Below are 25,367 nucleotides of genomic sequence, written 5' to 3'. Positions count from 1 at the left end.
AGCGCGGCGCCCTGCAAGCCGTCAGCGCGAAGCCTTGGACGAGGGCGGGGCATTGTACCAATGCAGCAAATCACCCCTTCGTTCGATGAAGCCGTTGGCCACCTTGAGGTGGATCCGATGGCCGCGCGTGGTGCAGGCACGCACCTGGCCGAGCAGCTGGTCGAGCTGCGCCGCGCTGGGCGCGCAGCCGTGCGCCTGCATCAGCCAGTGCCGCAGCACATTGGCCTGCCGCGCACGCGAAAGCCCCTGCAGACTGGCGATGCGGGGCGGATGGCCCACCACGGCAAGGTCTTGCGCCGCGAGTTCGCCCAGCAGTTCCTGCGCCTGCGCGGCATGGCCGATGCTGCGGGCAAAGGTGGTGCGGAATTGGGGGAATGTGCGCTCCAGCGCGGGCAGCAGTACCGCACGGATCCGGTTGCGGGTGTAGCGCTCGTCTTCGTTGGTCGGGTCTTCGATCCAGGGCAAATCGAGACCTTCCAGCCAGGCGTGGATATCGGCGCCGGGCACTGACAGCAGCGGCCGGTAGATGTCGAGTCCAGCGCGCTGCGCATGGGCCGGCATGGCAGCCAGACCCGGCAACCCCGCGCCCCTGGACAGGGCGAGCAGCAGTGTCTCGACTTGGTCGTCGGCATGGTGCCCGAGAACTATTGATTTGACAGCGCCAGCCGGCAGGCCCGCACCGGCCATCGCTGCAAAAGCGTCATAACGGGCACGCCGCGCCGCATCCTCGGGACTGTCGCCCTGCGCGTGCCGAGCGTCGACGCGGTGCACCATCAATGGAACACCCAGGCGCTCGCACACGGCGACGCAATGCTGCTCGAAATCGTCGGCGGCAGCCTGCAGGCCATGGTGCACATGAAACGCGACCACCTGCCCCGGCCACGCCGAGGCGCAAGCGGCCAGCAAGGCCGTGGAATCCGCACCGCCGCTGAAGCCCACTGCCAGCGGCAGATGCGCCGGCTCGAACGCGGCCATTGCGCGTTCGAAGGCTTCGTTCATGGAGCGCGCTTGCTTATCTGCCGGTATCGGCCTTGGTGTCGTTGAAGCGCCCGTAGCTTTGCAGGCGTTCGTAGCGGCGGTCGAGCAGCTCCTTCGGCTTCAGGTCGCTGACCTGGCGGAAGGCGTCGTTGAGCGCGCGCTTGAGAAATGCGGCCATCTGGCGATGGTCGCGGTGCGCACCGCCGACCGGCTCGTTCACGATCTTGTCGACCAGGCCCAGGGCCTTCAAGCGATGCGCGGTGATGCCGAGAGCGTCGGCCGCTTCCTGTGCCTTGTCGCTGGTCTTCCAGAGAATGGAGGCACAGCCTTCGGGGCTGATCACCGAATAGATCGAGTACTGCAGCATCACAAGCTGGTCGCCCACCGAAATGGCGAGCGCGCCGCCGGAGCCGCCCTCGCCGATGATGGTCACGATGATCGGCACTTCGAGTTGCGCCATTTCGTAGATGTTGCGGCCGATGGCCTCGGACTGGCCGCGCTCCTCGGCATCGATGCCGGGATAGGCGCCCGGGGTATCGACGAAGGTGAAGACCGGCAGCTTGAACTTCTCGGCGGTCTTCATGAGGCGCAAGGCCTTGCGGTAGCCCTCGGGCTTGCTCATGCCGAAGTTGCGCGCGGTGCGCTCCTTGGTGTCGCGCCCCTTCTGGTGGCCGAGCACCATGCATGGCGTGCCGTTGAAGCGCGCGAGGCCGCCCACGATCGACAGGTCGTCCGAAAAATGCCGGTCGCCGTGCAGCTCGACGAAATCGGTGAAGATTTCGTTCACGTAGTCGAGCGTGTAGGGGCGTTCCGGATGCCGCGCGATCTTGGTGATCTGCCAGGGGCTCAGGTCGCTGTAGATATCCTTGGTGAGCTGCTGGCTTTTCTTGCCGAGCTGGTCGATTTCCTCCGAGATGTCGACCGCCGATTCGGTCTGTACATAGCGCAGTTCTTCGATCTTGGATTCGAGTTCAGCAATGGGCTGCTCGAAGTCGAGGAAGGTTCGTTTCGCCAACGTCTTCTCCTGTTGTTCAGTATGCGACCGGTACCGGGTCGAGCGAGCGCCAAATATACCAAGTTGCCACGCTGCAAAAAGGCGCCCAGGCCACGGCGACGTCGCGGGCATCGCTGCGGCTCACCGGATCGCCCGAAAAATAATTCACGCTGATGCCGTTGAGCAGCCCCAGGTCATCGACCGGCAGCACATTGGGGCGCATCAGGTGAAAGATGAGGAACATTTCGGCCGTCCAGCGGCCGATGCCGCGAATGGCTACGAGCTCTTCGATGATGAGCTCATCCGACATGTCCTTCCAGGCGTCGACGTGCACCGCGCCCGAATCGAAGTGGATGGCCAGGTCGACCAGGTACTCGACCTTGCGCGCCGACAGCCCCGCCCCGCGCATGTCGTCGACCTTGAGCTTGAGCACGTTGGCCGGCGTAAGCTTTCGCGGCAGCAGCGCGAACTTGTCCCAGACGGTTTGCGCGGCTTTCACCGAAATCTGCTGGCCCACGATGCTTCGCGCGAGCGTGGTGAACGCATCGCCGCGCGACTCGAGGCAGGCATCGCCGAACTTCGGGATCAACCGCTTCATCACGCGGTCTTTCTTCGCCAGGTGCTTGCAGGCCTCTTCCCAGTAGTCCGGCGTGTAGATCTGGACCGTCGGATTCTTCGATGAAGCAGGCATGGGGTTGGTGGTTCCGTTCACTGCGCTGCGGCCCAGGTCGTGCCCGTGGGCGAATCCTTGAGCACGATGCCCTGCGCCAGAAGGTCGCTGCGAATGCGGTCCGCCTCGGCGAAGTTCTTCGCAGCCTTGGCGGCCGCGCGGGCGTCGATCTGCGCCTGGATGGTTGCTTCGTCCAGCGTGGCGCCGGCACGCAGGAAGCCGGTCGGATCGCTCTGCAGAATGTTCAGGCATCCGCCCAGCGCCTTCAGCAGCCCGGCTTGCGCGGGCGAGCGCGTGCGGTTCACTTCGCCCGCCAGATCGAACAGCACGGCAACAGCTTCGGGCGTTGCAAAGTCCTCGTCCATGGCGGACTTGAAGCGTGCCGCATAGGGGTCGTTCCAGTCGATGGCCACGGTCTGCGGCGCCACCAGATCGAGCGCCGTATAAAGCCGCTTGAGCGAATTGCGGGCGTCGTCGAGATGCACGTCGCTGTAGTTGAGCGGCCGGCGATAGTGCGCGCGCACCACGAAGAAGCGGATGGTTTCGGCGTCGTACTTCTTGAGCACGTCACGGATCAGGAAGAAGTTGCCCAGGCTCTTGGACATCTTCTCGTTGTCAGTCACGATGAAGCCGTTGTGCATCCAGTAGTTGGCCAGCGGCTTGCCGGTTGCGCCTTCGCTCTGCGCAATTTCGTTCTCGTGATGGGGAAACTGCAGGTCTTCGCCGCCGCCGTGAATGTCGAGCGTTTCGCCGAGCAGTTCGCAGGCCATGGCCGAGCATTCGATGTGCCAGCCGGGACGGCCCGGGCCGAACTCGCTGGCCCATTTCACCTCTTCGGGTTCAGTCGCCTTGGCACTCTTCCAGAGCACGGGGTCGAGCGGGTCGTCCTTGCCGTCCAGCACGGCCACGCGCTCGCCGGCGTGCAGCTCGTCGATGGACTTGCCGCTGAGCTTGCCGTAGCCCGGGAACCTGCGAATCGCGTAGTTCACATCGCCGTTGTCGGCACGATAGGCCAGCCCCTTCTTCTCGAGCGTGCCGATCATCGACAGCATCTGCGGGATGTAGTCGGTGGCGCGGGGTTCGTGCGCTGGCCGCTCGATGCCGAGCGCGTCGGCGTCTTCGTGCAGCGCGTCGATCATGCGATCGGTGAGCGAGCGGATCGTCTCGCCGTTCTCGACGGCGCGGCGGATGATCTTGTCGTCGATGTCCGTGATGTTGCGCACGTAGGTCACGCCATAGCCGCTGGCCTTGAGCCAGCGCTGCACGACGTCGAACGCGATCATCGAGCGGGCATGGCCCAGATGGCAGAGGTCGTAGACCGTCATGCCGCACACGTACATGCGCACCTTGCCAGGTTGCAATGGGGAGAATTCCTCCAATTCACGCGAGAGCGTGTTGTAGATGCGCAGACTCATGAGGCTCGGAAAACGTCGCTTCGCGCTCGTGCGGTACGGGCGAACGACGTTGAATTTCAGGGGTGACGGGACAGTGGCCACGAGGGGTTGGACATGGCCCCTCGGCTACAATGCACCGCAGTATAAACGGCTGCTGCCGTGTACATTCCGGGTGTTTTCGAGGCCCGCATTCCCCAATCTTGCCGAGGCTTCATGAAGCACGTCGCGTTCTCCAAACTCTCCATCGCCTTCGCATTGCTCTTCAGCCTGTGGGGTTCCGCCGCGTACGCCAACGACTACGACGACGTGAATACGCTGCTGCGCCAAGGCAAGTCGAACGAAGCGCTCGCCAAGGCCGATGCCTATATTGCGGGCAAGCCGCGCGATCCGCAGATGCGCTTTCTGCGGGGCGTGATCCTCACCGAACAAAAGAAACAGAACGAGGCGATCGCCGCGTTCACGCAGCTGACGCAAGACTTTCCGGAACTGTCCGAGCCGTACAACAACCTGGCCGCGCTCTACGCATCGCAGAGCAAGTTCGATCAGGCACGCGCCGCGCTGGAGCAGGCGCTCAGACTCAACCCCAATTACGCCACCGCGCATGAAAATCTCGGCGACGTCTATGCGCGCCTGGCAGCCCAGGAGTATGTGCGGGCGCAGCAATTCGCCAGCACCAACGCCAGCGTTGCGCCCAAGCTCTCGCTGATCCGCCAGATCTTCAACCCGAAGACCGAGGCGCAAGCCGCCACCCTGCCGGCCGCTCCGCCGGAAGTCCGCAAGCCGGTCGGCCGCCCCAGCAAGTAACTGGCCGCCAGTGCATTGGCCACGGCAACTTGCGTTGCCGGGCTTGCACCCCACATCATTCGCACACGGAGCTTTCCTTGACGACCCAAGCCTTCTTCACTTCCCCGTCCACCCGATTCAGCCGCCGCGGCGCGCTCGCGTTGGTGGCCTCGCTGGCCCTGGCCGGTGCCGTGCATGCGCAGCAGGCCGGGCCGCGCGTGAAGCTCGCCACCTCGGCCGGCGACATCCTGGTCGAACTCGACCAGGCCAAGGCGCCCAAGACGGTCGAAAACTTTCTGCAATACGTCAACGACAAGCACTACGACGGCACCGTGTTCCACCGCGTGATCGACGGCTTCATGATCCAGGGCGGCGGCTTCACGGCCGACATGCAGCAAAAGCCCACGCGCGCGCCCATCGCGCTGGAAGCGAGCAACGGCCTGAAGAACGACAGGTACACCATCGCCATGGCGCGCACCGGCAACCCGAACTCGGCCACCTCGCAGTTCTTCATCAACGTGAAGAACAACGACTCGCTCAACGCGCCCAACCCCGACGGCTACGGCTACACGGTGTTCGGCCGGGTCGTGTCGGGCACCGACGTGGTCGACAAGATCCGCGCCGTGCAAACCGGTAACAAGGGCGGCATGCAGAACGTGCCGCTCGAGCCCATCATCATCAAGTCCGCCACGCTGGCGAAGTAATTTCCGAACATCCGAAAGAAGGACTCCTCATGAGCAACCCCAAAGTCGAACTGCACATCAAGAACTACGGCGTGATCACGCTCGAACTCGACAGCGCCAAGGCGCCCAAATCGGCCGAAAACTTCGTCAGCTATGTGAAGAACGGTCACTACGACAACACCGTGTTCCATCGCGTGATTCCGGGCTTCATGGTGCAAGGCGGCGGCTTCGAGCCCGGCATGAAGCAAAAGCCCACCGGCGCTGAAATCGAGAATGAGGCCAACAACGGTCTCAAGAACGACAACTACACCGTGGCCATGGCCCGCACGAGCGCACCGCACTCGGCCACCGCGCAGTTCTTCATCAACGTGTCCGACAACGGCTTTCTGAACCACACCGCTCCTTCGGCCCAAGGCTGGGGCTACGCGGTGTTCGGCAAGGTCACCGGCGGCACCGACGTGGTGGACAAGATCAAGGCCGTGAAGACCGGCCGCAAGGGCTTCCACGACGACGTGCCGCTCGAAGACGTGGTGATCGAAAAGGCTGTCGTCGTCTCCGAGTAACGACCGCGCACGAGATCAGGCGCAGCATCGGCATGGCGGCACATCCGGCTTTCAGGGAACTGCTCGCCCCACCCACGTGGCGCACCGTCGACCTGATTTCCGACCTGCATCTGCAGGCCGATGAGCCCGCCACCTTCGAGGCTTGGCAGGGCTATCTGCAGACCACACCGGCCGATGCGCTGATCATCCTCGGCGACCTGTTCGAAGTCTGGGTGGGCGACGACGCGGCCGCCCTGCCCGGCTTCGAAGCCCGCTGCGCCGAACTGCTGCGCCGCACCGCCGAACGGCTGCCGGTGTACTTCATGCATGGCAACCGGGACTTCCTCGTCGGCCCGGCGCTCGCCGCCCAGTGCGGCTTCACGCTGCTCGACGACCCCACGGTGCTGGTGCTGCACGGTGAACGCTGGCTGCTGAGCCATGGCGACATTCTTTGCCTGGACGACACCGACTACCTCAAGTTCCGCGCCCAGGTGCGCACGCCCGAATGGCAGGCCGCTTTTCTGGCTCGGCCCCTGGCCGAGCGCCGGGCGCTCGCGCGGTCCATGCGCGCGCAAAGCGAAGACCGCAAGCGCGATCCGGCAGCGCGCTGGGCCGACGTGGATGGCGGTGCCGCGCGCCAGTGGCTTCAGCAGGCGCGCGCAGGCACGCTGGTGCACGGCCATACGCACCGGCCCGCTGACCACGATCTCGGAGACAGTCTCAAGCGCATCGTGCTGAGCGATTGGGACGCCGCGGCCCATCCGCCGCGCGCGCAGCTGCTCTGCCTTTCCCCCGCTGGCGCACAGCGCGTCGACCTGCGCTAGCTGCCGCAATGTTCAAGTGGCTGCGCCGTTTGCGCGCCCTGCCCCCGATTCCCGAGGCTGCCTGGCAGTCCACGCTCGAGCGCTACGCGTTCCTTGGCGAACTGCCCTATGCCGCGCAACAACGGCTGCGTATCCTCGCGGCCGAATTTCTGCGCGACAAGGAATTCCATGGCACCCAGGGCTTCGTCATCACCGATGAGGTCGCGCTGGCCATCGCCGCACAAGCGGTGCTGCCGGTACTGAACCTGAAGGCCGGGCTGGACTGGTACGACGATTTCGTCGGCATCGTGGTGCACCCGTCCGAGGTCGTTGCCCGCCGAAAGATCGTCGACGAAGCGCAGGTGGTGCACGAGTACGACGAAGTGGTGGCCGGCGAAGCCATGGACCGCGGGCCGGTGATGCTGAGCTGGCAGGATGTGCTCGCGAGCAGCATCACAAGCGACGGCGGCTACAACGTCGTGATCCATGAATTCGCCCACAAGATCGACATGCGCGGAGGCGACGCCGATGGCTGTCCGCCGCTACCGCCCGGTTTTGCCGGCAAGAGCAATGCGCGGGAAGCCCGCGCCGCCTGGCTTGCGGTGCTGCAGCCCGCTTATGAAGATTTTCGCGAAAAGACGATCCTCGCCGATCGCTTCGGCGCCGAGCCGCCATGGCTCGACGACTACGGCGCGGTCTCGATCAGCGAATTCTTCGCGGTGGCCTGCGAAGCCTATTTCGTGAATCGCGCGGCGTTCGGGCGCGACTTCCCCGAAGTGCTCGCGCTCTTTGATGAATTCTTTCTTCCTAAACAGGCGTAAAGCTACGCCCAGCTTAAGTAGTTCGCTACTCGATCGATAGCAATTCACCCCTTACCATTCACGAGTTATCAACTCGGAAAAAAGGTAAACAACATGAGGGATTGGTTCTATCAACTCACCGGCAAGGCATGGATCGCGCTGCTGTTTGGCGTTGGCATCCTGGGGTGGGCGGCGTACGCGCAAATCAAGGCCGGCGCCGACACGCATGGCACGGCGGTGGAAGATCTGGTTGCCAAGCGCGGGACTGTCGTCAGCGGCAGTGAGATCACCGAAACCGCCAAGCGCCGCCGCGGCGGCAGCACCACCCGCCATTATTTCGTGCTCGACGCCAAACTGGCCGACGGCAGCACCGAGAAATGGCGCGTGGACTATGCGGTGGGCCGCAAGAAGCTCGAACCCTTGATCGACGAAGCCATCGAGGTTCGCATCGATCCCTCGGACAACAACCTGGTCTACGAGGTCAAGCTCAAGGGCCAGCCGGTGGTCACGCTGGCCGACGTGCAGAAGATCATGGAAACCAAGGACAAGGCCGCGGCGTCGAGCGCCACGGACAAGGGCACACTGATCGTCGGTGCCCTCGCGCTGCTGCTGGGCATTGGCGGGTTGCTCATCCGGCGCAAGATAGCCAGCGGCTACGCGGCAGCGCAAGCGGCGATGGTGCAGATGCCCACGATCGGCGAGAAGGTCTAACCGCCTGCAACGGCCGGAGCGCCTCAAAAAAAACGGCGCCCCGCGGGGCGCCGTTTTTCATGGCCGGGCGTCGGCGCCTTACTTGCGCAGCAGCGCCTTCAGCGCGTTCTGCAGGCGGCGTGCGCTGGCAGCGTCGTGCGCTGCAGCCAGCACCTTGCCAGCATCCTGGCCCCAGGTCTGGGCTGGAACCGGGTCGCCCCGCTTCGTCAGCAGCTTGAGCTGCAACGCGCGGCGCGCATCGAGCTGCTCGGCAGGCGTCGGCACTTCGGCGGCCATTTCGAGGCGCAACAGTGCCTCGGCGGCTTCATCGGGAGCGGCCTTGGGGGCCGAGCCGATGGCTTGAGACCAGCCGCTGCGCACCGCGGGCGTTACCGCGCGCCCCAGTTCCTGAACGCTGGGCAGCTTCGAGGCATCGCGCTGCTCCCAGGCGCCGAGCACTTGCGTGAGCGCTTCGCCGTGGGCCTGGGCCGCCAACTTGCGCAGCGCCATGTCCGCACGCTCGAGCGCTTCGCGCTGCGCCCGGAAGGCCGCGTCGCCGAGCCGCGGACCGCGGTCTTCGAAACGCGGCGGCCGGTCGCCGAAACGTCCGGCCGGTGCACCGCGGTCACCGCGGTCACCCCGGCCGTCGGGACGGGGCGCGCCGCGGTCGCCGGGGCGACCCGGGCCGCCCGGTCCGGAACGGGCACCAGCGCCATCGCGCCGGTCGCCGAACCGGCCACCGGCACGGCCTGCGGGAGCGGCTTCGGCCTTCTTGTTGCCGGGACGGTCGTCGCCGCGAACGGCAACCACGGGCTTGGGGGCCGGCTTCGGCGGCGCAGGGGGTGCCTTGGCTTCTTCGGCCGAAGCGGCTTCGTCGCCTTCATGCGCCGCGCCGTCGGCACGCGCCGAAGAGTCGGCGCCGTCGTCCGGCGCCACGAGGTCGGGGGCGGCAGCCGGGGCCGACTCGGTGCGCGTGCCGGGCAAGGCTTCCGCATCGCTCGAGCCCGGCGCCTGTTCGGCGCTTTCGCCGAATTCGGCTGCGGCCTGTCCGGGTGCAACCACGTCGGTGGCACCGACCGGGGGGCCGTCGCTGGATGCGGCGGTTGCCGGCTCCGCCTTCGTGGCGAGAGCCGGCGGGGGCGCCTCGCCGCGCAGCGCGGCTTCGAGCCGGGCGATGGCGGCGCGGATCTTCTGCACGTCGCCGCCGGCGTTGGCAGCGTCGAGCGCCTTGGAGGCCTCGAGCACATGGCGGTCATGTTCGCTCATCGCGGTCGCGGACTTCTCGCGCTCCGCCGTTTTGCGATTGAAGGCTTCGTCGATGGGTGCGCGAAATGCGTCCCACAGCTTCTGTTCGTGGCGGCGGTCGAGCGGCACGCTCTGGGCCTCGGCCTGCCAGCGCTGCTGCAAGGCCTTGACGGCATCGATGCGCAGCATCGGCTGAGCGCCGAGTTCGGCGGCCTCGGCGATCATGGCCTGGCGCCGTTCGATGCTGGCTTTTTGGGCCGCCTCGAAAGGAGCGCGCGCGGCACCGAATGCCTCGTTCCATAGCGGTTGCAGCTCGGCGAAGACCTTCTCGCCCACGTGACCGCCATCGCGCCAGCGGTCGGCGAACTGGTGCAGTGCACGGTTGTGCGCCTTCAGATCGGTGGCGTCGGCATGCTCGGCCGCCCAGGCCTTGACTTCTTCGATCAGGGCGACGCGATGGGCGCGGTGCTCGGCCGCATCGGCGCGAACCTTTTCGAGCCAAGCCTCCACCACCTTGTGGGCTTCGTTGCAGGCCTCGTCGAAGCGCTTCCAGAGCGCATGGTTGGGCACGCCGCCCTGGTCGGCCTGCTTCCACTGGTCGCGCAGCGAACGCAGCGTTTCCTGCATCTTGCGGCCGCCGAGCGCCTGGCCTTCGGGGCGCTTGAGCAGGCCTTCGGCCTTGGCGACGAGGTCTTCGCGCACCTTGTCGGCGCTCCAGCGCTGCCAGCCTTCGAGTTCGCCCGCTGCCACCAGCGCCGCATGCACACGGGCTTCGAGCGGCGCATCGACCAGCTTGCCGTGCTCCTTGAGCACCGCGCGCAATGCGGCGGCCGCACCGGCGCTGGCTTTGCCGTGGCCCTCGGCGGTTTCCTGTTCGAGCTTGGCAAGGGCCGCCTGCACGGCTTCTTGCGCCGCTGCGCGCACGGACGGATCGACCTTGGGCGCCGCGGGTTTGGCGGGCGCCGCCTTGGGCGCGACCACTTCGCCGCGCGCGGTGCGGAGTTCGTCGGCCCACACCGGCACCGGCGGCAACGGTGCCGCAGCATCGGCAGCCGCGGCCTGCGCCTGCGCCAGCGCGGCATGGAACGCGTCGGACACGACCAGCAATTGCGCCTTCGACGACTCGAGCTGCGGGGCAAAGCGGGCGTCGAGGCTGTTCCAGTTGGCATCGGCCGTGATGTCGGCCGCCTGCTGCTGCCAATGGCTCACGTCGGCGCGCAGCGATTCCTCGGCGGCCTGCGCGTCCTGCCAGCCCTTGGTCGAAAGCACTTCGAAGCGCTGCGCGAGCAGCACCGCGGCCTCGCGGTGCACCTGCGCGCGATGCTGCAGGTCTTCGATGCCCTTCACACGCTCGGCGAGCTGCACCTTGAAACCCGCGAGCGGCTCGCGCGAAAGCGGCGCACCGGCCTTGGCGGCGTCACGCTGCCAGGCGAGCGCATCGGCGATGTTGAGCTTGGACTGGGCCAGCAGCGCCTCTGCCTTTTGGGCCCATTCGGCGGCGATGGCCTCCTGGCCCTTGGCGCGCTTGAGCTCGTCGAGTTTTTCGCGCAAGAGGCGCGCCGCGCCCTTGTCGCGGCCGCTCAGCTCCTTGAAGACCTCCTGCATCTGCTCGGGCGCGGGGTTGCCCGCGAGCCAGTCGCGGATGCGCGCGGCGCGCTCGCCCGAGGTTGGCGCGGTGAAGGCGCCGCCGGTGAGCGTGTCGAGGGCCTGGAGGTCGTGTGGCTTGGAAGAAGTAGAGGTCACTTGCGCGAGATCGTTGTCTGAAGAGAGAAAGCGAAGGCGCCGGCAAAGGCCGGCGCACATCGACATTTTCACCCAGTTGTGGCGGGCGGTTGAATTCCCTGCCGGGACAGCAGCCAAATGACTGCCGGAAGGCTGGGCGGGCTGCCTACATATATAGCAAGCGCGCGAAAAAAACCAAGTGTCTCTTCTTCTTCACCGCATGGCCAGGTCGAGTTCGGCGCCGGGCTTCCAGTCGGCCCCGCTCGCCTTGGTTTTCACGGCGCCGAGGAACAGGCGTTCGCTCGGAAGCTTCTGCGCCAGGAGGTAGTCGCGCACCACGGCACCGCGCTCGACGGCCAGCTGCCGCATCGACTCCTCGTCGACCGGAATGCTCGTGAGCAGCAGGGTTTCCATTTCCTTGACCGGCAAGTCCTTGGCCAAGCCGACCATGTTGCGCGGCTTGGTGATGTCGGAGCGCTTGTACACGGCGGTCAGCAACTCGGGGTATTCGGCATCGGTAACCGGCGGCACGTCGGTGCCCGCCTGGCCGCCGCGTACCGCCGCGCGCCGCTTCTCGGCCTGGGTCAGCTGGCGCAGGCGCTGGCGCTGGTAGGCCTCGCGCTCCCGCTCGAGGCTGGAAGTGCCGACCACGGTCATCTGCAGGTTCGGCCGCTCCACCAAGGCCTTCACGACTTTGTCCAGGCCTTCTTTCGCGCTGGTGCCGAGCACCGAACTGCCGGGTTCGAACGTGATGGTGCTCGATTCACCGCTGCCGCCGCCGAGCCCCCCGGTCAGCAGGCTGAACGGCGATGTCGCGGCCTTGACCACGAGGTTGACGATCGCCTTGAAGATCAGCGGGCCGATGCTGAACTGCGGATCGTTGAGCGAACCGCTGAGCGGCAGGTCGACGTCGATCACGCCGTTGCGGTCGGCCAGCAACGCCACCGCGAGCCGCACCGGCAGGCTGTTGGGGGCGCCCTGCACTTCATCGCCGAACTGCAACTGGTTGAGCACCAGCTTGTTGGTGGCCGTGAGCTGGCCGTCGGCCGCGATCTTGTAGTTGACGTCCATGCTCATCTTGCCGCGCTCGATGCCGTGGCCCGAATAGCGCACCGAGTACGGCGACAGCGGGGCCAGGTCGAGATCGCGCATCTTGGCGGTGACGTCGAGCTCGAGCGGCTTGGCCAGCGGATTGAGCTTGCCGGTAATTTCCAGCGCGGCCGTCTGCTGCGCCTTGCCGCGCAGTTCCAGGTCGGCCAGCGCGGGGCGTCCGCTCTCGCCCTTGGGCGGGTTCGACGAAAAGGAGCTGAGCTTGCCGGTCAGTTCGCTCAGGTCGGCCGAGTAGTTGGGCTTGACGAACAGGTCGGTGAAGTCGATTCGGCCGTTGACCATGCTCATCGGGCCGAAGTTGATGACCGGCTTGGGCCCGCTATCGGTTTCGGCCTGCGCGGTGGCAACAGGCGCCGAAGCCGGCCTGGCCGGCTCGGGGCTGCCGCCGACCATGGCCTCGGCCGACGCCGGGGCGCCGCCCGACTGCGGCGGAGTACGGGTGGTGGTGCTTGTTCCGCCCAGGCTCCTGCGGGTCTTCGCCTCGGCGCTGGTCGCGGCGGCCGCATTGGCTTCCGCTTCGCCCTTCTTCGTCAGGTTCAGCAGGTTCAGCCGCCCGGTGGGGTCGACGATCACCCGGGCGAAGAAGTCGGTCAGGGTGGTTTCGCGCACGTCGACCGCCGGTGCCGCATTGGGCGCCATGCTCACCTGCAGGCCGCGCAGGCTCAGGGTCTTCCAGCTCAGCAGCTGGTTGGTGTTGCGGTCGAAACCGGGCGACTGGGTGAGCGAGACGCTGTTGGCGCGGAAGTCGTCGAGCGCGGTGTCGCCGGCCAGCTTCAAGGTCATGCCGGCCGGTGCGCTTGCATAGCGCACGGTGCCGCGGTAGCTCGCGAAGGCGCGGCGAATGTCGACATTGAGTGCATCGGCGTAGTAGGCCTTGAAGGCATGGGCGGGAAACGACGCCACGTCGAGGCGGCCTTCGGCCGAGAGCGGTTTCAGCACCACATGGCCCTTGTAATCGAAGCGGCCCGGCTCGCCGCGCCGCGAGCCGATACGGCCTGAAATCTCCAAGGGCGATACCGTGCTGGTGTCAGGTGCGACTTTTTGTGCCTTCAGATCAAGGGCCGTGACCTCGACCGCGACCGGCGTGGCGCTGGCCTTGTCCGCATACGAAAGATCGCCATTGGCCACCGCCAACGTGCCGATGGTCAACGCCCAGGGCTTGGTGTTTGCATTGGCATTGGCATTGGCATTGGCATTGGCATTGGTGCCGGGCGCTGGCCCGGTGCCCGCGGGCTTGGACGCGGCCGCCTTAGCCTCCGCGGCTCCGCCGGCCGGCGTCTTGAGCCAGCGCTCGAACATCCAGCGCTTTTCGCTATCGCGCTCTATATGCACCTTCGGGTTGGTGGCGGTGAACGAGGCCACGTTCAGCGTGTGCTTCGTCATGTCGACTTCGGCGTCGACCAGTTCGAATCGGCCGACGCTCGCCAGCGCGGTCTTCGCCTGGGTGAGCGCCAAGCCATCCACGGCCAGTCGCCGCGCCTTGAACCTGAGATCGGGCTGGGCCCAGGCGATGTCGACCTGCCCGCTGAGCTTGCCGTCGAGCGTGGGCTCCAGGCTGTGCGCCAGATAAGGCGCCGCCAGCGACAACGGCAGCGCATCGACTTCGGTCTGCACATCGGCCACCTTGTCGGTGGCACTGCCCTGGAACTTGAGCGTTGCGCCGCCGATGGCGGTGCTGCCGTTGAACTGCGCCGGCTTCTGCATGGGCCAGGTGACGCCGGTCACTTCGAGGCCGAGCGCGCTCGCCTCGACGGCGGCGGCCGGCTGAACGGTTTCGTCGCGCCATCCGATGCGCCCGCTGCTGAGAGCCACTTTGTCGACCTGAACCTTCAGCGTCGGCTTTGCGGCGGCCTTGCCGTCCGGGGCGCTTGCCGCCGCGGCGGGCGCCGGGGCCGCCACCTTTTCCGCAGCCCCGGTGGCCGGATCGGTGGCGAGCAGGTTGAGCTGGCCTTTCGCATCGCGCGCGACCGCGAGTTTCGGATTGGTCAGTGCAACTTCGCTCAGATGAAACACCGATTCCAGCGGGCGCACGTCCGCCAGTGCCAGCTTGAGCCCATCGAAGCCCAGCAGGTCCCGTCCCCGCGCGTCGCCGAGCTTGGCGCCATGGGCCTCGACGGTGCCGGTGATCTTCAGGCCGGCCGTGGCCGCCTGCGCAAAGTCGATCTTCAAGTCGGCATCCAGGCTGCCCGCCTGCAGCTTCACCGGCAGACCACCCGGGAGGTAACCCAGGTAGGGCACCAGGTCCAGGCCCTTGAACTGCACATGAGCGTCGGTCTTGCGGCTTTCGGCGAAGGGCGTTGTGAGCGCAGCCGAATCGAACTTGCTGCCGTTGAGCGTGAAGGCGAGTTTGGGCTCGGTATTGACGTCGCGCTTGGAGGCCAGATTGCTCAGGAACGGCACGTTGAGCACGAAATCGCGCAGCTCGTGCTTGCGTTTGACGGTCTGGTCGTCGAAGTCGACCGCGCCGTTCTTGATCGAGATGTTGTAGATCGCGAAGCGCGCCGGCTCGGCCTTGGGGTCTGGCGGCGGGCCGGCCGCGAGCTTGGCCACGATGTCGTCGATGTCGTACTTGCCGTCGGCAAGGTGCGTGAGCAGGACGGCCGGCGACTCGACGGTGACCGCGTCGATCACCGGCGCCAGGCGCACGAGCGACTGCAGTTCGGCGTCGGCGTAGATGCGCTTGACCGCCACCTGGGGCCGGCTGCCGTCCGCTGTGGCAATACGGAGATCGTTCAGCGCGAGTTCGAGGGTCCAGGGCTTGAAGTCGATCTTGCCGACGGTGACCTGCCGGCCGAGTTTCTCGCTTGCGATCTTCTGGATCTGGCTTTTGGCGATGGGCGGTACCGCCAGCCAGGCAATGACCCACAGAGCCAGAAGAACGAGCAAGGCGACGATCCCACGTCGCATCCATTTGTTTTGTTTGAGCGAAGCTACATCCATCGCGGAAGTGTGCCGCAAAGAGGGACGAAGCCAGAAACAAGAAAGCCCGGCAATTCGACGAATGTCTCATTACCGGGCTTGATGGCGGGCATAAGACCCATGCCATCGTTTCGCGCGACCGGAAGTCAATGGTTCCTGCCGTGCTGGCAGCAAGAGATTGCCACCATGGATCCTCCATCGTTCCAGCCCTTGACTTGCACCTCGGGCTGCCGGATTTCGGAAAACCGCCTGAGAACTCAGGCCTGTTTAGATTAGGCGTCGGACGCTTGCATTGCAATCCCCGCCTCCAAGGGATTTCCCTGGTGCATGAATCAAAAGGTTGGTTTTGTTTAAATATGTAATCACATAAGAAAATAGATCCTTATGCTTGACCGAGTATTTAGCCACGCTAGAATCCGCCTGCCCCTGGCCTGCCCCAGACCCAGCAGGGGCCCCTGAACCCGCTGCCGAACTCCCCCGGCTTGATCAGGTCGCCGCGCCCTCACCCCTACACCTCCACGCGCGGAGCCTGATTCGTACCAATCCAAGCGCCGCTGCCTTCATCCATCGCCCTCCGGGCGCTGCGATCAGGTGCCGCATAGAAAGGAAGAGCGATGAACAAGGCGTTTGATGCCACGGCCCGCGGGCTAAGGACCTTTGCGTCCGATGTGGCAGACGGCTTTTTTGAGATCACCCACAACGGGTTTGCACTGGTCGGCCTGGCCATCGTGTTCGCGGCGCTCGCCCTCGTGGCACGGCCCGACCTGCGCCAGACCGGCGAAGAGCAGCTCATGGGCTGGCTCCAGTCGCGCAAGCCCGCGCCCGAAGCCACCGACCTGGAGCCGACCGCCATCGTGCGCACCACGGCCGCAAGCCCCGGCGACCTGCCCAAGCAGCAGGCCGCCGTGGCTTATTGGCTCAGCAAGAAGTACCGCGTGGCGGCCGAACCGCTGAGCGTGCTGGTCGCAGAGGCGTACCACCTGGGCAAGCGCACCAAGCTCGACCCGACACTGATCCTCGCCATCGTGGCCGTCGAATCGAGCTTCAATCCGTTCGCCCAGAGCCATGTGGGTGCCCAGGGCCTGATGCAGGTCATGACCCGCGTGCACGGCGACAAGTACGAGAGCGCGGGCGGCACGCTCACTGCCTTCGACCCGGTGACCAACATGCGCGTCGGCGTGAAGGTGCTGCAGGAATGCATCGCCCGCGCCGGCTCGCTCGAAGGCGGCCTGCGCTACTACGTGGGTGCCGCCAACCTCGACGACGACGGGGGCTACGCAAACAAGGTTCTCGCCGAGCACGAACGCCTGCTCCAGGTGGCCAACGGCCGCAATCCCCCCACGGTGGCGACACCCTCGGCGCCTGTCTTGCGTGCGCAGCCGATTCCCATCGCGATTCCGCCCAAGCGGGAACAAGCCGCCGAGCCGGCGGCCGACCCGCAAAAAGTCGCACTGCTTTCGGAAGTTTCCTGAGCCCCTGCCCCATGGGCAAATCCATGGCGTGAGCTACACTCCATCCCGTACGCGACTGGCGATAGGCGCAGCACCTCCAAAGGTGCCACGCGCTGACGTGGAATACCACTGGGAAGCGTGCCGCCTGGCATCCATACAGGCGTTCAGCCGTTCGCCTGGGCAGCCCTTGTTTGGTTGAAGAACAAGGACCTCGTCTTCAAAGGACTGCCATGTACCACCGCAATATCCTGGTCGAACAGACCGATCCCGAAATCTGGGCTGCCATCCAGGCCGAAAACGCGCGCCAGGAACACCACATCGAGCTGATCGCGAGCGAAAACTACGCTTCGCCGGCCGTCATGGCCGCCCAGGGCTCGCAGCTCACCAACAAATACGCCGAAGGCTACCCGGGCAAGCGCTACTACGGCGGCTGCGAGCACGTCGACGTGGCCGAGCAGTTGGCCATCGACCGCGTGAAGCAGATCTTCGGCGCCGACGCCGCCAACGTGCAGCCGCATTGCGGCGCCTCGGCCAACGAAGCCGTGATGCTGGCTTTCTTGAAGCCCGGCGACACCATCATGGGCATGAGCCTGGCCGAAGGCGGCCACCTCACCCACGGCATGCCCCTCAACATGAGCGGCAAGTGGTTCAACGTGGTGAGCTACGGCCTGGACGCCAACGAAGCCATCGACTACGACGCGATGGAACGCAAGGCGCACGAGCACATGCCCAAGCTCATCATCGCCGGCGCCTCGGCTTATTCGCTGCGCATCGACTTCGAACGCTTCGCCAAGGTGGCCAAGGACGTGGGCGCGATCTTCATGGTCGACATCGCCCACTATGCCGGCCTGGTGGCCGCGGGCGTGTACCCCAACCCGGTGCCGCATGCCGACATCGTGACCTCCACCACCCACAAGAGCCTGCGCGGCCCGCGCGGCGGCATCATTTTGATGAAGTCGCAGCACGAAAAAGCCATCAACAGCGCGATCTTCCCGGGCCTGCAAGGCGGCCCGCTGATGCACGTGATCGCCGCCAAGGCCGTCGCTTTCAAGGAAGCCATGACGCCCGAGTTCAAGGCCTACCAGCAGCAAGTGGTCAAGAACGCCCAGATCGTGGCCGACACCCTCACCGAGCGCGGCCTGCGCATCGTGAGCGGGCGCACCGAAAGCCACGTCATGCTGGTCGACCTGCGCGCCAAGGGCATCACCGGCAAGGAAGCCGAAGCCGTGCTGGGCGCCGCCCACATGACGATCAACAAGAACGCGATTCCCAACGACCCCGAAAAGCCGATGGTGACCAGCGGCGTGCGCATTGGCACCCCGGCCATGACCACCCGAGGCTTCAAGGACGAAGAAGCCCGCATCACAGCGAACCTGGTGGCCGACGTGCTCGAGAACCCGCGCGACGCCGCCAACATCGACGCGGTGCGCGCCAAGGTGCACGCGCTCACGAGCCGTTTCCCTGTCTACCGCTGATCGTCCGCAAGACCTGGCCGCATGAAATGCCCTTTTTGCGGTCATCTTGAAACGCAGGTCGTGGAGACCCGTGTTTCGGAAGACGCCGACTTCGTGCGCAGGCGCCGCCAATGCAGCGCCTGCGACAAGCGCTTCACCACCTATGAGCGGCCGGACGTCAACTTTCCGGTGGTCGTCAAGAAGGACGGCAGCCGCGCCGACTTCGACTCGACCAAGGTGCGCGCCTCGATGATGCTGGCGCTGCGCAAGCGGCCGGTGAGCATCGAGCAGATCGACAACGCCCTGTTGCGCATCGAGCAGAAGCTGCTCGCCAGCGGCCTGCGTGAAATCGACTCGACCAAGGTCGGCGAACTCGTGATGCGCGAACTCAAGAAGCTCGACAAGGTGGCTTACGTCCGCTTTGCCTCCGTGTACCGCAGCTTCGAGGACGTGGACGAGTTCAGGCAGCTGTTGCGGGACATCTGAGCAAGAGGCGTCGGGGCAAGCCCCGGCGCCTGTTCATTTGCCGCCATTGCCGCAAGCGCCGCTTCCGCAATCGCCTCGCACATCGGGGTTGCAGACCCTGGCGCGGCCCGATGCCGACACCACGACGGACGCCCGGCGTCCCGACTCCGCTTTCAGCGTCAGGCACCCGGCGCCGAAGCCCGATCCACCCGCCCGGCGCGAGAAGCCGTTGCTGTCGTAGTCCAGCCCGTGGACGAACCCGTCTCCGAGCGTGGCATCGATGCTCACGCCGCTCGGGAGCCTTTCGAATTTGCGCAGCGTTTGCAGTGCGTTGTCGGGCCCGATCCGCACCGCCCACCCGGTCGACCAGTCGCGTCCCTCGAGCGCCACCACGTGGACCTTCTGCGAACGCTGGATGGCTTCGCTGCGGGCCAGATTCAGGGCGGCCACGAAGCCGCCGGACGCAGCGGCAAGGCGCTGGTTGAGCAGCAGGTCGCGAAAGGCCGGAACACCGAGTGAACCCAGAATCGCCATGATGGCGAGAACCGCCATCAACTCGACCAGCGTGAAGCCCGACTCGCAGATTTTCTGCCAACGTCCGCCGCGCCTCACTGCCAACACCTGGCCCCCGCCGTACCGTTGCAGCCCTTGTCGCCCATGCTGTCGACCCAGAGCGCGCCGAGCTCTGGATCGGAGAAGCCCGCCTTCGGGGTGGCCGTCAGCCGAATACAGCGGTCGATGCTGCCTTGCCCCTCGCAGTTGCCGCTCTCGACGACGTACTTGCCCCCCGCGCCGCCATCACCCGACTCGCCTTGGTAGCGCGTGTACTGTCCGGTCACGGTGTAATTGCGCTCCTGCTGCTGCATCTGCTGCATCAGGGCCGATCGTGCTTCGGTGCGCCAACCCTTGCGCACGAAGCCCAGGTACGACGGATAGGAGATGGCCGCCAGAATAGCGACGATTGCAATCACGATCATCACTTCGACCAGGGTGAAACCGCGGCTTCGTTGGGCCGCACGTTGCACGGCCTTCATGGCTTCGCCTCCTGGAAATCGACGACCTGGCGCCAGTTCAAGCGCCCCGCCATCTGCGAAACCCGGCCACCCTCCACCGGCTGCACGGTCGAAATACCAGCCCTGCCCGATCCGCCGCGGGAGCCGACGTTGACGACCGAAAGTTTCTTCGTTTCCGACCGGCGTCCAAAGGCATCGGTTGCGCTGTAGGCACCCTCGCCCAGTTCGACCAGCAACGGCGATGACAAGGGCCCGACGCTCGAAGGCACGCAGGTTCCGCCTTGCGAGAGCCCCGTCCATGCATTGACCGCGCAACTGCGGCCGCCTCCATTTGCACCGCACGCCTTGCCGTTCGGTATCAGCGTGTTGAAGAACAGATAGCCATCGCTCAGCGCCAAGCGCGAAACCTGCCGCTCGCCCGACTCCTCCGAGCCGGGAAGATCGAAATACCAGCCGCGGCGGCTCGCATTGCTTCGGGTCCCGGTGCCATAGACGAAAGGCTCGCCCACGATGGCCGGCAACGCCTGGCCCGAGGTGGCGACGGCCGTGCGCGCCTGAAGCTGCGTGCGCGCCTCGCGAGCCGGAATGGCCGTGCCGGCGTCGTACACGCCGTAGAGCGTCTGCACACTCTGGCTTAAGTGCCCGATATCTTCGGCGGTCACGAATTTGCCGGTGCCGAACAGCACGATGGCGCCGCCGTTCGGCCCCGCCCCCACTTCCGGCACGACGGTGATGGGCTGGCGCTTCGCGTTCGCGCCGCCCGACGTGGCGACCATCAGCGGAAGCCCTTTCAAGCCGAGCGCGTTGTCCTCGCTCCACGGCGCATTGCCGGTGAAGTCGAACTTCCAGAGATTGCCCTGCGTGTCGCCGGCGTACAGCCAACGGGCCCAGCCTTCCGCCGCAGCGAAGTCGCCGGGCACGCCGAGGGCGTTCACGAGCGCACGGTCTGCCGGGGCCGGCAGCACGATCTTGTGATAGTTGATGCTCCGCTTCCATGCCGCGCCAGCGGGCTTGTCGAGCGAGAGCAAGAACAGCGCCGCGCGTTGGTCCGGATTGGCGTGGTTGAAACCCGATGGAACGACGGCGAACCAGCCATAGGCCGCAGCCCCGGTACGGGTGGGCGCAGCCGTGCGGAACTTCATGATGCGTGGCGCCTGGAACACGTGGCCCATGTCGCTGTCGTCGAGACCGGTGAACTCCCACAGCACCTTGTCCGCCGAAAAGGCGGCGGGGTCGGAGACATCGAGCGCGAAGACGCCGGTCGCTCCCGCGCCAGTGCCGGAGACCAGCACGGTCTTCCATGTGCCATCGGCCATCCTCGCTTCCGCGGCGGCAGGCGACCCGTCGACATAGGACTGATGCACATAGTCGGGCGAGGTGTAGTCCGAGAGCTTCGGGAACACCGCGCGCGGTACGTACGCAAAGAGTTCGCTCCCGGTCGCGGCCGAGAACGCATGCAGCATGCCGTCGTTGGCGCCGACGTACACCGTCTGCGACCGCGCCTTGTGCGCTTCGAGAAACTGCCCGTAGCCGGGGCCCTGCACGCGCGAGCTTGGCGGGCCTGCGAACAGCGGATTCGAATTCGCGACATCGCCCATGACCGAGTCGCGCACGCGGAAGATGCCGCCCGGCGCCGACAGTTCCCTGCGCCGGTCGCCGCGCAAGTAAGCCACACGATCGGACCCCGGCAGGTCGGACGCCATGGGCACCGCATAGGACGTGGCATTCAGCTGGCCCCGCTGCACGTTATCGAGCGCCTCCCAACGAAAAGGCGTCCCGAGGCCCGCCGACGAGAGGGTGAAGATGCTCCTGTCCGATGGTTCGCGCGCAGCCATCGCCGGCTGGGCCGTTGCATTGCCGGTCAACAGAGCTCCCGCGTCCCAGGCCGGGTCGTCAGCCTGGCGAACAGCGCCCGAGGCTTCGTCGTAAGCCAGCGAATACGACAACAGCGTGCCCGACCAGCGGCGCCCGGCGAATCGGGACACATAGAGGCTGCTGCCGGCTGCTCCGATCCGGTCCGATGAAATCGCCGCATCCGCCGTGCTTCCGCCCGATGGCGCGGCCGCCGATTCGAAGATCCGGTGGATCGCGCCGAGCAGTTGCCGTGGCTCGCCGGCCAGGAAGTAGTTGGACGGCTTCGGTTGGCCATCGCCGTCGATGCCTTCGGCCCATTCGGCATTGCCCGCCGCGTCGGGCCTTCCGATGCCGCCCGACGCACGGAACGGATTGCCGTCCGCATTGCCGTCGTCGAAGCCCCCGTACTTCGACGCGAGATAAAGGGCGCTGCCTCGCTGCCCCTGCCGGATCACGCCCTGCCCGCCTGCGTCGAGATCGATGCCGAAGGTCTGCACCCGCACATCGGGAAAGTCGGCGCGAATCTTCTGCGTGTTGGCCCAGTAGGCCAACCCCGCGATGCCGAACGAGCCCTTGTCGCCCCCCGTTTCAGCGCCCGCAATGGTGCCCGCCGTCAGTTGCGCGCCGCCTTTGTAGTTGAACGCCGGCAAGCCGTGGTTGCCGGTGGTGGCAAGACCGTCCTTGCCCGAGGGATGTGTATAGGCAAGCGACTCGCGGTTCTCGAACGCGCCGACCAGACGGGTCCAGTAGGAAGTGTCGGGCTCGAACGACGCGTTGCTGAAGCTGCGGCCGCCGCCCGGCAGCCCGGGCAAGGAGCGGTCGCCGTGCGTTTCGAGATCGCCGATCGCGAGGATGTAGTTCTTGCGGCAGCCGGCACCCACGGGGTCCCAGCTCTTGTGCCCGTCGGTGCGCCATTGCGCGGTGTCGTTGTAGACCGGCAGCCCGTCCTTTCGCGGGTCGTCGACGGCGCCTATGCCCGCCATTGCGTCGCGCGTGGGCACCTTGCCTTGCAGGTAGCGCAGCGATTCGTAGTAGAGCTCGCCCGCGGGATCGAACTTCTTGTACGCACCGGCACGTCCGAACCGGTTCAGGGAGTTGATGACGCCGCTGAATCGGGTGCCCTGCACAGTCGGAACCGGATCGTCGAGGAAGACGCCTGTACTGGCGTTCCACTCGGTTTGAAGGTTGTCCACTCGGTCGAGGTTCGCTTCCAGCTTTTTCGGCCCGGCGTACTTCATCGGAGCACGCAGCACGCCACCATAGCGGTCCGGATCGTTGTCGAGCAGATAGCCGAACACGGCGAAGCGCAGCCGGTCCGCATGGCGCTGGATCTCGCCCACAGGCTTGAAATGACCGCTCGGGTACTTGAAGCAAAGATCGCCACGCGTCGCGGCTTCGGCCGCGGTACAGACCTCGACCCGTGCGAAGTAAGGCGCACTCGCGGCCCCAGGACCGTACTGCTGGTCGGTGCCGGGGTTGGCACAACTGCCACTTGCGCTCGGCCCGATGAAGATGCGGTCGAGGCAGCTGCTGAAGTGAAGCGTGCCCGCCGCGCGCACGCCAGTGCCGTTGCCCGTCACCAGCGGCGTGAGCTTGTCCAGGTTGCCCGTGATGGTCTTGTCTGGAAAGTGGCTGGCGCGGTAGAAATCTTGCTGCAGCACCGCGCGCTGCAGCACGGTTCGATCAGTTTCGTCCGCCACGCGGTCGCCGCCCGTCAGCGCGAGCCGCAGCCCGTCAAGGGCGGAAGTTGCCGCCCAGTTCAGCAGATTGCCGCTCCATTGATTGGGGCATGCAATCGCGCCACCGGCGAGCCTCGTTGCCGGAGCCAGCCGCTTGAAGTAGCCGTCGGCCGCGGCATAGCCGTAGCAGGCCATCGGGTCCCAGTAGCCGTGGTAGACCTTCTTCCAGTCGAAGCTGCCGCGGTAGGCGGCGCCGGTGTTCGAGAACTCCAGCGCAAGATCGAGCACCATGTTCGGATCAACGCGCGATGCGATGGAAGACAGCGGCTCGCTCGGCAGCTCGACAACCGGTGCGGTGAGTGCTTCCGCTGCGGATGCGCAGGAGCCGATGCAGTGCCCCAACGCAATAACCGCCGCCGCCTGGACGCCACGACTTTCAAGAAGAGAACGCATTCGGAACTCCGTTTCGGCAAGAAAGAAGGAACGTCATGGAGGGCAGCCCGGGCTGGCCGCCGGTTTGTACAAATTGGTCTGCAGCACCACCCGCGTCTCTTCCCGCATGCCATAGCCGACGGCCGTGACGCGAAAGAGATGCGAGGCGTTGCGCACGCTCGCGCTGCGCAATTGGCCGGCCTGCCACCCGCCGAGATTGCGAACCGCTTCCACGATGTAGCGCGGCGCACGCGCGGGCAATGCGCCCGCACGTGTGCCTGTCGCTGCATTGCCCGCGGCGTAGGTTTGTCCGGTGAAGGCGCCGTAGGCGACCGAGGTTGCGCTTTCGGCCGCAAAGTCGGCGCTCATCCACACCGGCTTGGCGCCGGCCTCGCCCTGCGCGCACAGCCCTTGGCGCACGCCCGCGCCGCCGCACCCGGGAACGAAGGCCGAGGCATCCTTGCCGTTGAAAAGACAAAGGCGCTGCGCCGCACTGTCGTTGGGGCCGAGCACATCGCGCTCGGCGTCGGCGAGCGCGGCCTCGGCGGCCTGAAACGCGATCTCGGTGTCGCGGTCGTTGCGCGCGCTTCGCTCGCCGACCAGCGAAACCTGCGCCGCGCCGATGCCCAGCACCATCGCGATGGCCAGCATCAGCAGCACCACGATGAGCGCAAAGCCTCGTGGCACCGAGCGCCGGGCCCGGCTCATGGCCCCGGCTCCTTCATGGCGTTGCGCAGCATCACCGTGAAGGTGGAAGTGCGCCGCAATCGGCCATCGGCCGGCGGCTTGAAGCTCGCGCCCGGAAATTCTGCGCCGAGCGGGTAGAGAAGTTCGCCTTGACTTGGAGACCCGCTGTTGTCGCGGCCGCCGCGCGCAACCATGCCGACGCGAAGACCAACGACCTTGCGCCATTCACCGTTGATGGCGGCAGCCGAGCCCGCCCGCGCCTCCAGCTGCGCGGCATCGATCCAGCGATCGGGCACGCCATCGCCATTGCCGTCGTAGGCATAGACGACCTTGAACACCTCGATGCCGCGCGCGAGCGGTTCGGACCTGAACGCGCCGTGCCTGTCGCTGCGGTACTTGCAATACAGCTCGGGCTCCCTGTCGGCCGCTTCCGCCACATGGAAGAAGCTCCATGCGCGATCGGCGAGCGAGGGTTGACCGTCCGAAGGACCGGCCTGAGCGAAGCCCATGCAATCGACCATGGTGCCGTCGGGTTCGCTGTCGTCGCCTCCCACACGGCTGCGCCCGAAGAACCGCACGCGCAGCGAGTCGCTCCCGTTCACGCCCCGGCTGTTGTGTGTGCCGTGGCTTTCGCCCGAGAAACCGACCCGGGCATTGCTGGCGCCGACGATGTCCAGGTCGGAAGGATCGTCCGACGAGCCCAGCAGATTGGCGCTGCTGCCGATGACCACGGTGCCGTCGAAACCCGCATGGTCGGGCGCATAGTCGGAATAGCCGGCCTGCCGCACGATGCTCCTGACGACGAAGCCCGCGAACCTCAGCGAATCTTCCACCGCCTGGGCTTCCGCATTGGCGGTAAAGAGTTGCCTGCTGCCGATGAACGTGGCCGTGGCGGCGAGCACGACCATCAGCCCGATGGCGGCGGCGACCATCAGCTCGACCAGGGTCATGCCGCGTTGGCGGTCATGCGCTGGGTGATCGGGAGTTCGCACGGCCATG

General features: G+C 66.1%; 20 protein-coding genes and 1 riboswitch. Of the genes, 9 read left to right on the top strand and 11 right to left on the bottom strand.

All coding sequences use genetic code 11. The features are described 5' to 3' along the window. Nucleotides 1-21 precede the first annotated feature (21 nt). Genes tilS through cysS form a run of 4 tightly spaced genes read right to left on the bottom strand, consistent with a single transcriptional unit; the run spans nt 22 to nt 4,057 of the window. Nucleotides 22-999: a tRNA lysidine(34) synthetase TilS gene (gene tilS, locus QFZ42_RS07945; protein ID WP_307700448.1), complete on the bottom strand. Its 978-nt coding sequence runs from the start codon at nt 997-999 to the stop codon at nt 22-24. A gap of 13 nt (nt 1,000-1,012) precedes the next feature. Further along, nucleotides 1,013-1,993, bottom strand: coding sequence for an acetyl-CoA carboxylase carboxyltransferase subunit alpha (locus tag QFZ42_RS07940; RefSeq protein ID WP_307700447.1), 981 nt, complete (start codon nt 1,991-1,993; stop codon nt 1,013-1,015). Nucleotides 1,994-2,009: 16 nt separating this feature from the next. Further along, nucleotides 2,010-2,663: a DNA-3-methyladenine glycosylase family protein gene (locus QFZ42_RS07935; RefSeq protein WP_307700446.1), complete on the bottom strand. Its 654-nt coding sequence runs from the start codon at nt 2,661-2,663 to the stop codon at nt 2,010-2,012. 17 nt (nt 2,664-2,680) lie between these two features. Further along, the gene (gene cysS, locus QFZ42_RS07930) at nt 2,681-4,057 is read right to left on the bottom strand and encodes a cysteine--tRNA ligase (RefSeq protein WP_307700445.1); all 1,377 of its coding nucleotides are present in this window, start codon (nt 4,055-4,057) and stop codon (nt 2,681-2,683) included. A gap of 192 nt (nt 4,058-4,249) precedes the next feature. On the opposite strand from cysS, the gene QFZ42_RS07925 reads away from it, so the two are divergent. The 6 genes from QFZ42_RS07925 to QFZ42_RS07900 all read left to right on the top strand — a co-directional run bounded on the left by QFZ42_RS07925 (nt 4,250) and on the right by QFZ42_RS07900 (nt 8,358). Then, the gene (locus tag QFZ42_RS07925; protein ID WP_307700444.1) at nt 4,250-4,840 is read left to right on the top strand and encodes a tetratricopeptide repeat protein; all 591 of its coding nucleotides are present in this window, start codon (nt 4,250-4,252) and stop codon (nt 4,838-4,840) included. Nucleotides 4,841-4,917: 77 nt separating this feature from the next. Continuing rightward, nucleotides 4,918-5,523 carry a peptidylprolyl isomerase gene (locus tag QFZ42_RS07920; protein WP_307700443.1) on the top strand — a complete coding sequence of 202 codons (606 nt, stop codon included), beginning with the start codon at nt 4,918-4,920 and terminating at the stop codon, nt 5,521-5,523. A 29-nt stretch (nt 5,524-5,552) separates the two neighbouring features. After that, nucleotides 5,553-6,065, top strand: coding sequence for a peptidylprolyl isomerase (locus QFZ42_RS07915; RefSeq protein WP_307700442.1), 513 nt, complete (start codon nt 5,553-5,555; stop codon nt 6,063-6,065). A gap of 32 nt (nt 6,066-6,097) precedes the next feature. Continuing rightward, nucleotides 6,098-6,868 (top strand): UDP-2,3-diacylglucosamine diphosphatase, encoded by a 771-nt coding sequence (locus QFZ42_RS07910; protein WP_307700441.1) that lies wholly within the window; start codon nt 6,098-6,100, stop codon nt 6,866-6,868. An 8-nt stretch (nt 6,869-6,876) separates the two neighbouring features. Beyond that, nucleotides 6,877-7,668 carry a M90 family metallopeptidase gene (locus QFZ42_RS07905; RefSeq protein WP_307700440.1) on the top strand — a complete coding sequence of 264 codons (792 nt, stop codon included), beginning with the start codon at nt 6,877-6,879 and terminating at the stop codon, nt 7,666-7,668. Between the two features lie 93 nt (nt 7,669-7,761). Continuing rightward, a complete protein-coding gene (locus QFZ42_RS07900) occupies nt 7,762-8,358 on the top strand; it encodes a hypothetical protein (protein ID WP_307700439.1) in 597 nt (198 codons plus the stop codon). 78 nt (nt 8,359-8,436) lie between these two features. Here QFZ42_RS07900 and QFZ42_RS07895 read toward each other — a convergent pair whose 3' ends face one another. Both QFZ42_RS07895 and QFZ42_RS07890 read right to left on the bottom strand, forming a co-directional pair. Then, nucleotides 8,437-11,385, bottom strand: a complete 2,949-nt coding sequence (locus QFZ42_RS07895) for a DUF349 domain-containing protein (RefSeq protein ID WP_307704191.1) — start codon at nt 11,383-11,385, stop codon at nt 8,437-8,439. Nucleotides 11,386-11,517: 132 nt separating this feature from the next. Next, the gene (locus QFZ42_RS07890; protein WP_307700438.1) at nt 11,518-15,354 is read right to left on the bottom strand and encodes a DUF748 domain-containing protein; all 3,837 of its coding nucleotides are present in this window, start codon (nt 15,352-15,354) and stop codon (nt 11,518-11,520) included. 593 nt (nt 15,355-15,947) lie between these two features. Between QFZ42_RS07890 and QFZ42_RS07885 the strand changes: the two genes are divergently transcribed. From QFZ42_RS07885 to nrdR, 3 genes are all read left to right on the top strand, one after another. Further along, a complete protein-coding gene (locus QFZ42_RS07885) occupies nt 15,948-16,805 on the top strand; it encodes a lytic transglycosylase domain-containing protein (RefSeq protein ID WP_307700437.1) in 858 nt (285 codons plus the stop codon). Nucleotides 16,806-16,846: 41 nt separating this feature from the next. After that, nucleotides 16,847-16,973: riboswitch (ZMP/ZTP riboswitch) on the top strand. Between the two features lie 41 nt (nt 16,974-17,014). Beyond that, nucleotides 17,015-18,259 (top strand): serine hydroxymethyltransferase, encoded by a 1,245-nt coding sequence (gene glyA / locus QFZ42_RS07880; protein ID WP_307700436.1) that lies wholly within the window; start codon nt 17,015-17,017, stop codon nt 18,257-18,259. A 21-nt stretch (nt 18,260-18,280) separates the two neighbouring features. Beyond that, nucleotides 18,281-18,724: a transcriptional regulator NrdR gene (gene nrdR / locus QFZ42_RS07875; RefSeq protein WP_007836918.1), complete on the top strand. Its 444-nt coding sequence runs from the start codon at nt 18,281-18,283 to the stop codon at nt 18,722-18,724. Between the two features lie 33 nt (nt 18,725-18,757). Here the strand turns inward: nrdR and QFZ42_RS07870 are convergent, their stop codons facing one another. Genes QFZ42_RS07870 through QFZ42_RS07850 form a run of 5 tightly spaced genes read right to left on the bottom strand, consistent with a single transcriptional unit; the run spans nt 18,758 to nt 25,366 of the window. After that, nucleotides 18,758-19,324 carry a GspH/FimT family pseudopilin gene (locus QFZ42_RS07870; RefSeq protein WP_307700435.1) on the bottom strand — a complete coding sequence of 189 codons (567 nt, stop codon included), beginning with the start codon at nt 19,322-19,324 and terminating at the stop codon, nt 18,758-18,760. Continuing rightward, the gene (locus tag QFZ42_RS07865) at nt 19,312-19,737 is read right to left on the bottom strand and encodes a type IV pilin protein (protein ID WP_307700434.1); all 426 of its coding nucleotides are present in this window, start codon (nt 19,735-19,737) and stop codon (nt 19,312-19,314) included. The genes QFZ42_RS07870 and QFZ42_RS07865 overlap by 13 nt, the downstream gene beginning before the upstream one ends. Further along, the gene (locus QFZ42_RS07860; protein WP_307700433.1) at nt 19,734-23,702 is read right to left on the bottom strand and encodes a pilus assembly protein; all 3,969 of its coding nucleotides are present in this window, start codon (nt 23,700-23,702) and stop codon (nt 19,734-19,736) included. Before QFZ42_RS07860 ends, QFZ42_RS07865 begins: the two co-directional genes overlap by 4 nt. 33 nt (nt 23,703-23,735) lie before the next feature. Then, nucleotides 23,736-24,389 carry a pilus assembly PilX family protein gene (locus QFZ42_RS07855; protein ID WP_307700432.1) on the bottom strand — a complete coding sequence of 218 codons (654 nt, stop codon included), beginning with the start codon at nt 24,387-24,389 and terminating at the stop codon, nt 23,736-23,738. After that, nucleotides 24,386-25,366: a PilW family protein gene (locus QFZ42_RS07850; RefSeq protein ID WP_307700431.1), complete on the bottom strand. Its 981-nt coding sequence runs from the start codon at nt 25,364-25,366 to the stop codon at nt 24,386-24,388. Before QFZ42_RS07850 ends, QFZ42_RS07855 begins: the two co-directional genes overlap by 4 nt. Nucleotide 25,367 lies beyond the last annotated feature (1 nt).

This window comes from Variovorax paradoxus (assembly GCF_030815855.1).
Taxonomy (GTDB): Bacteria; Pseudomonadota; Gammaproteobacteria; order Burkholderiales; family Burkholderiaceae_C; genus Variovorax; species Variovorax paradoxus_M.
The sequence above is the reverse complement of the archived record's forward strand: the minus strand, read 5'-3'. Positions and strand labels throughout refer to the sequence as shown.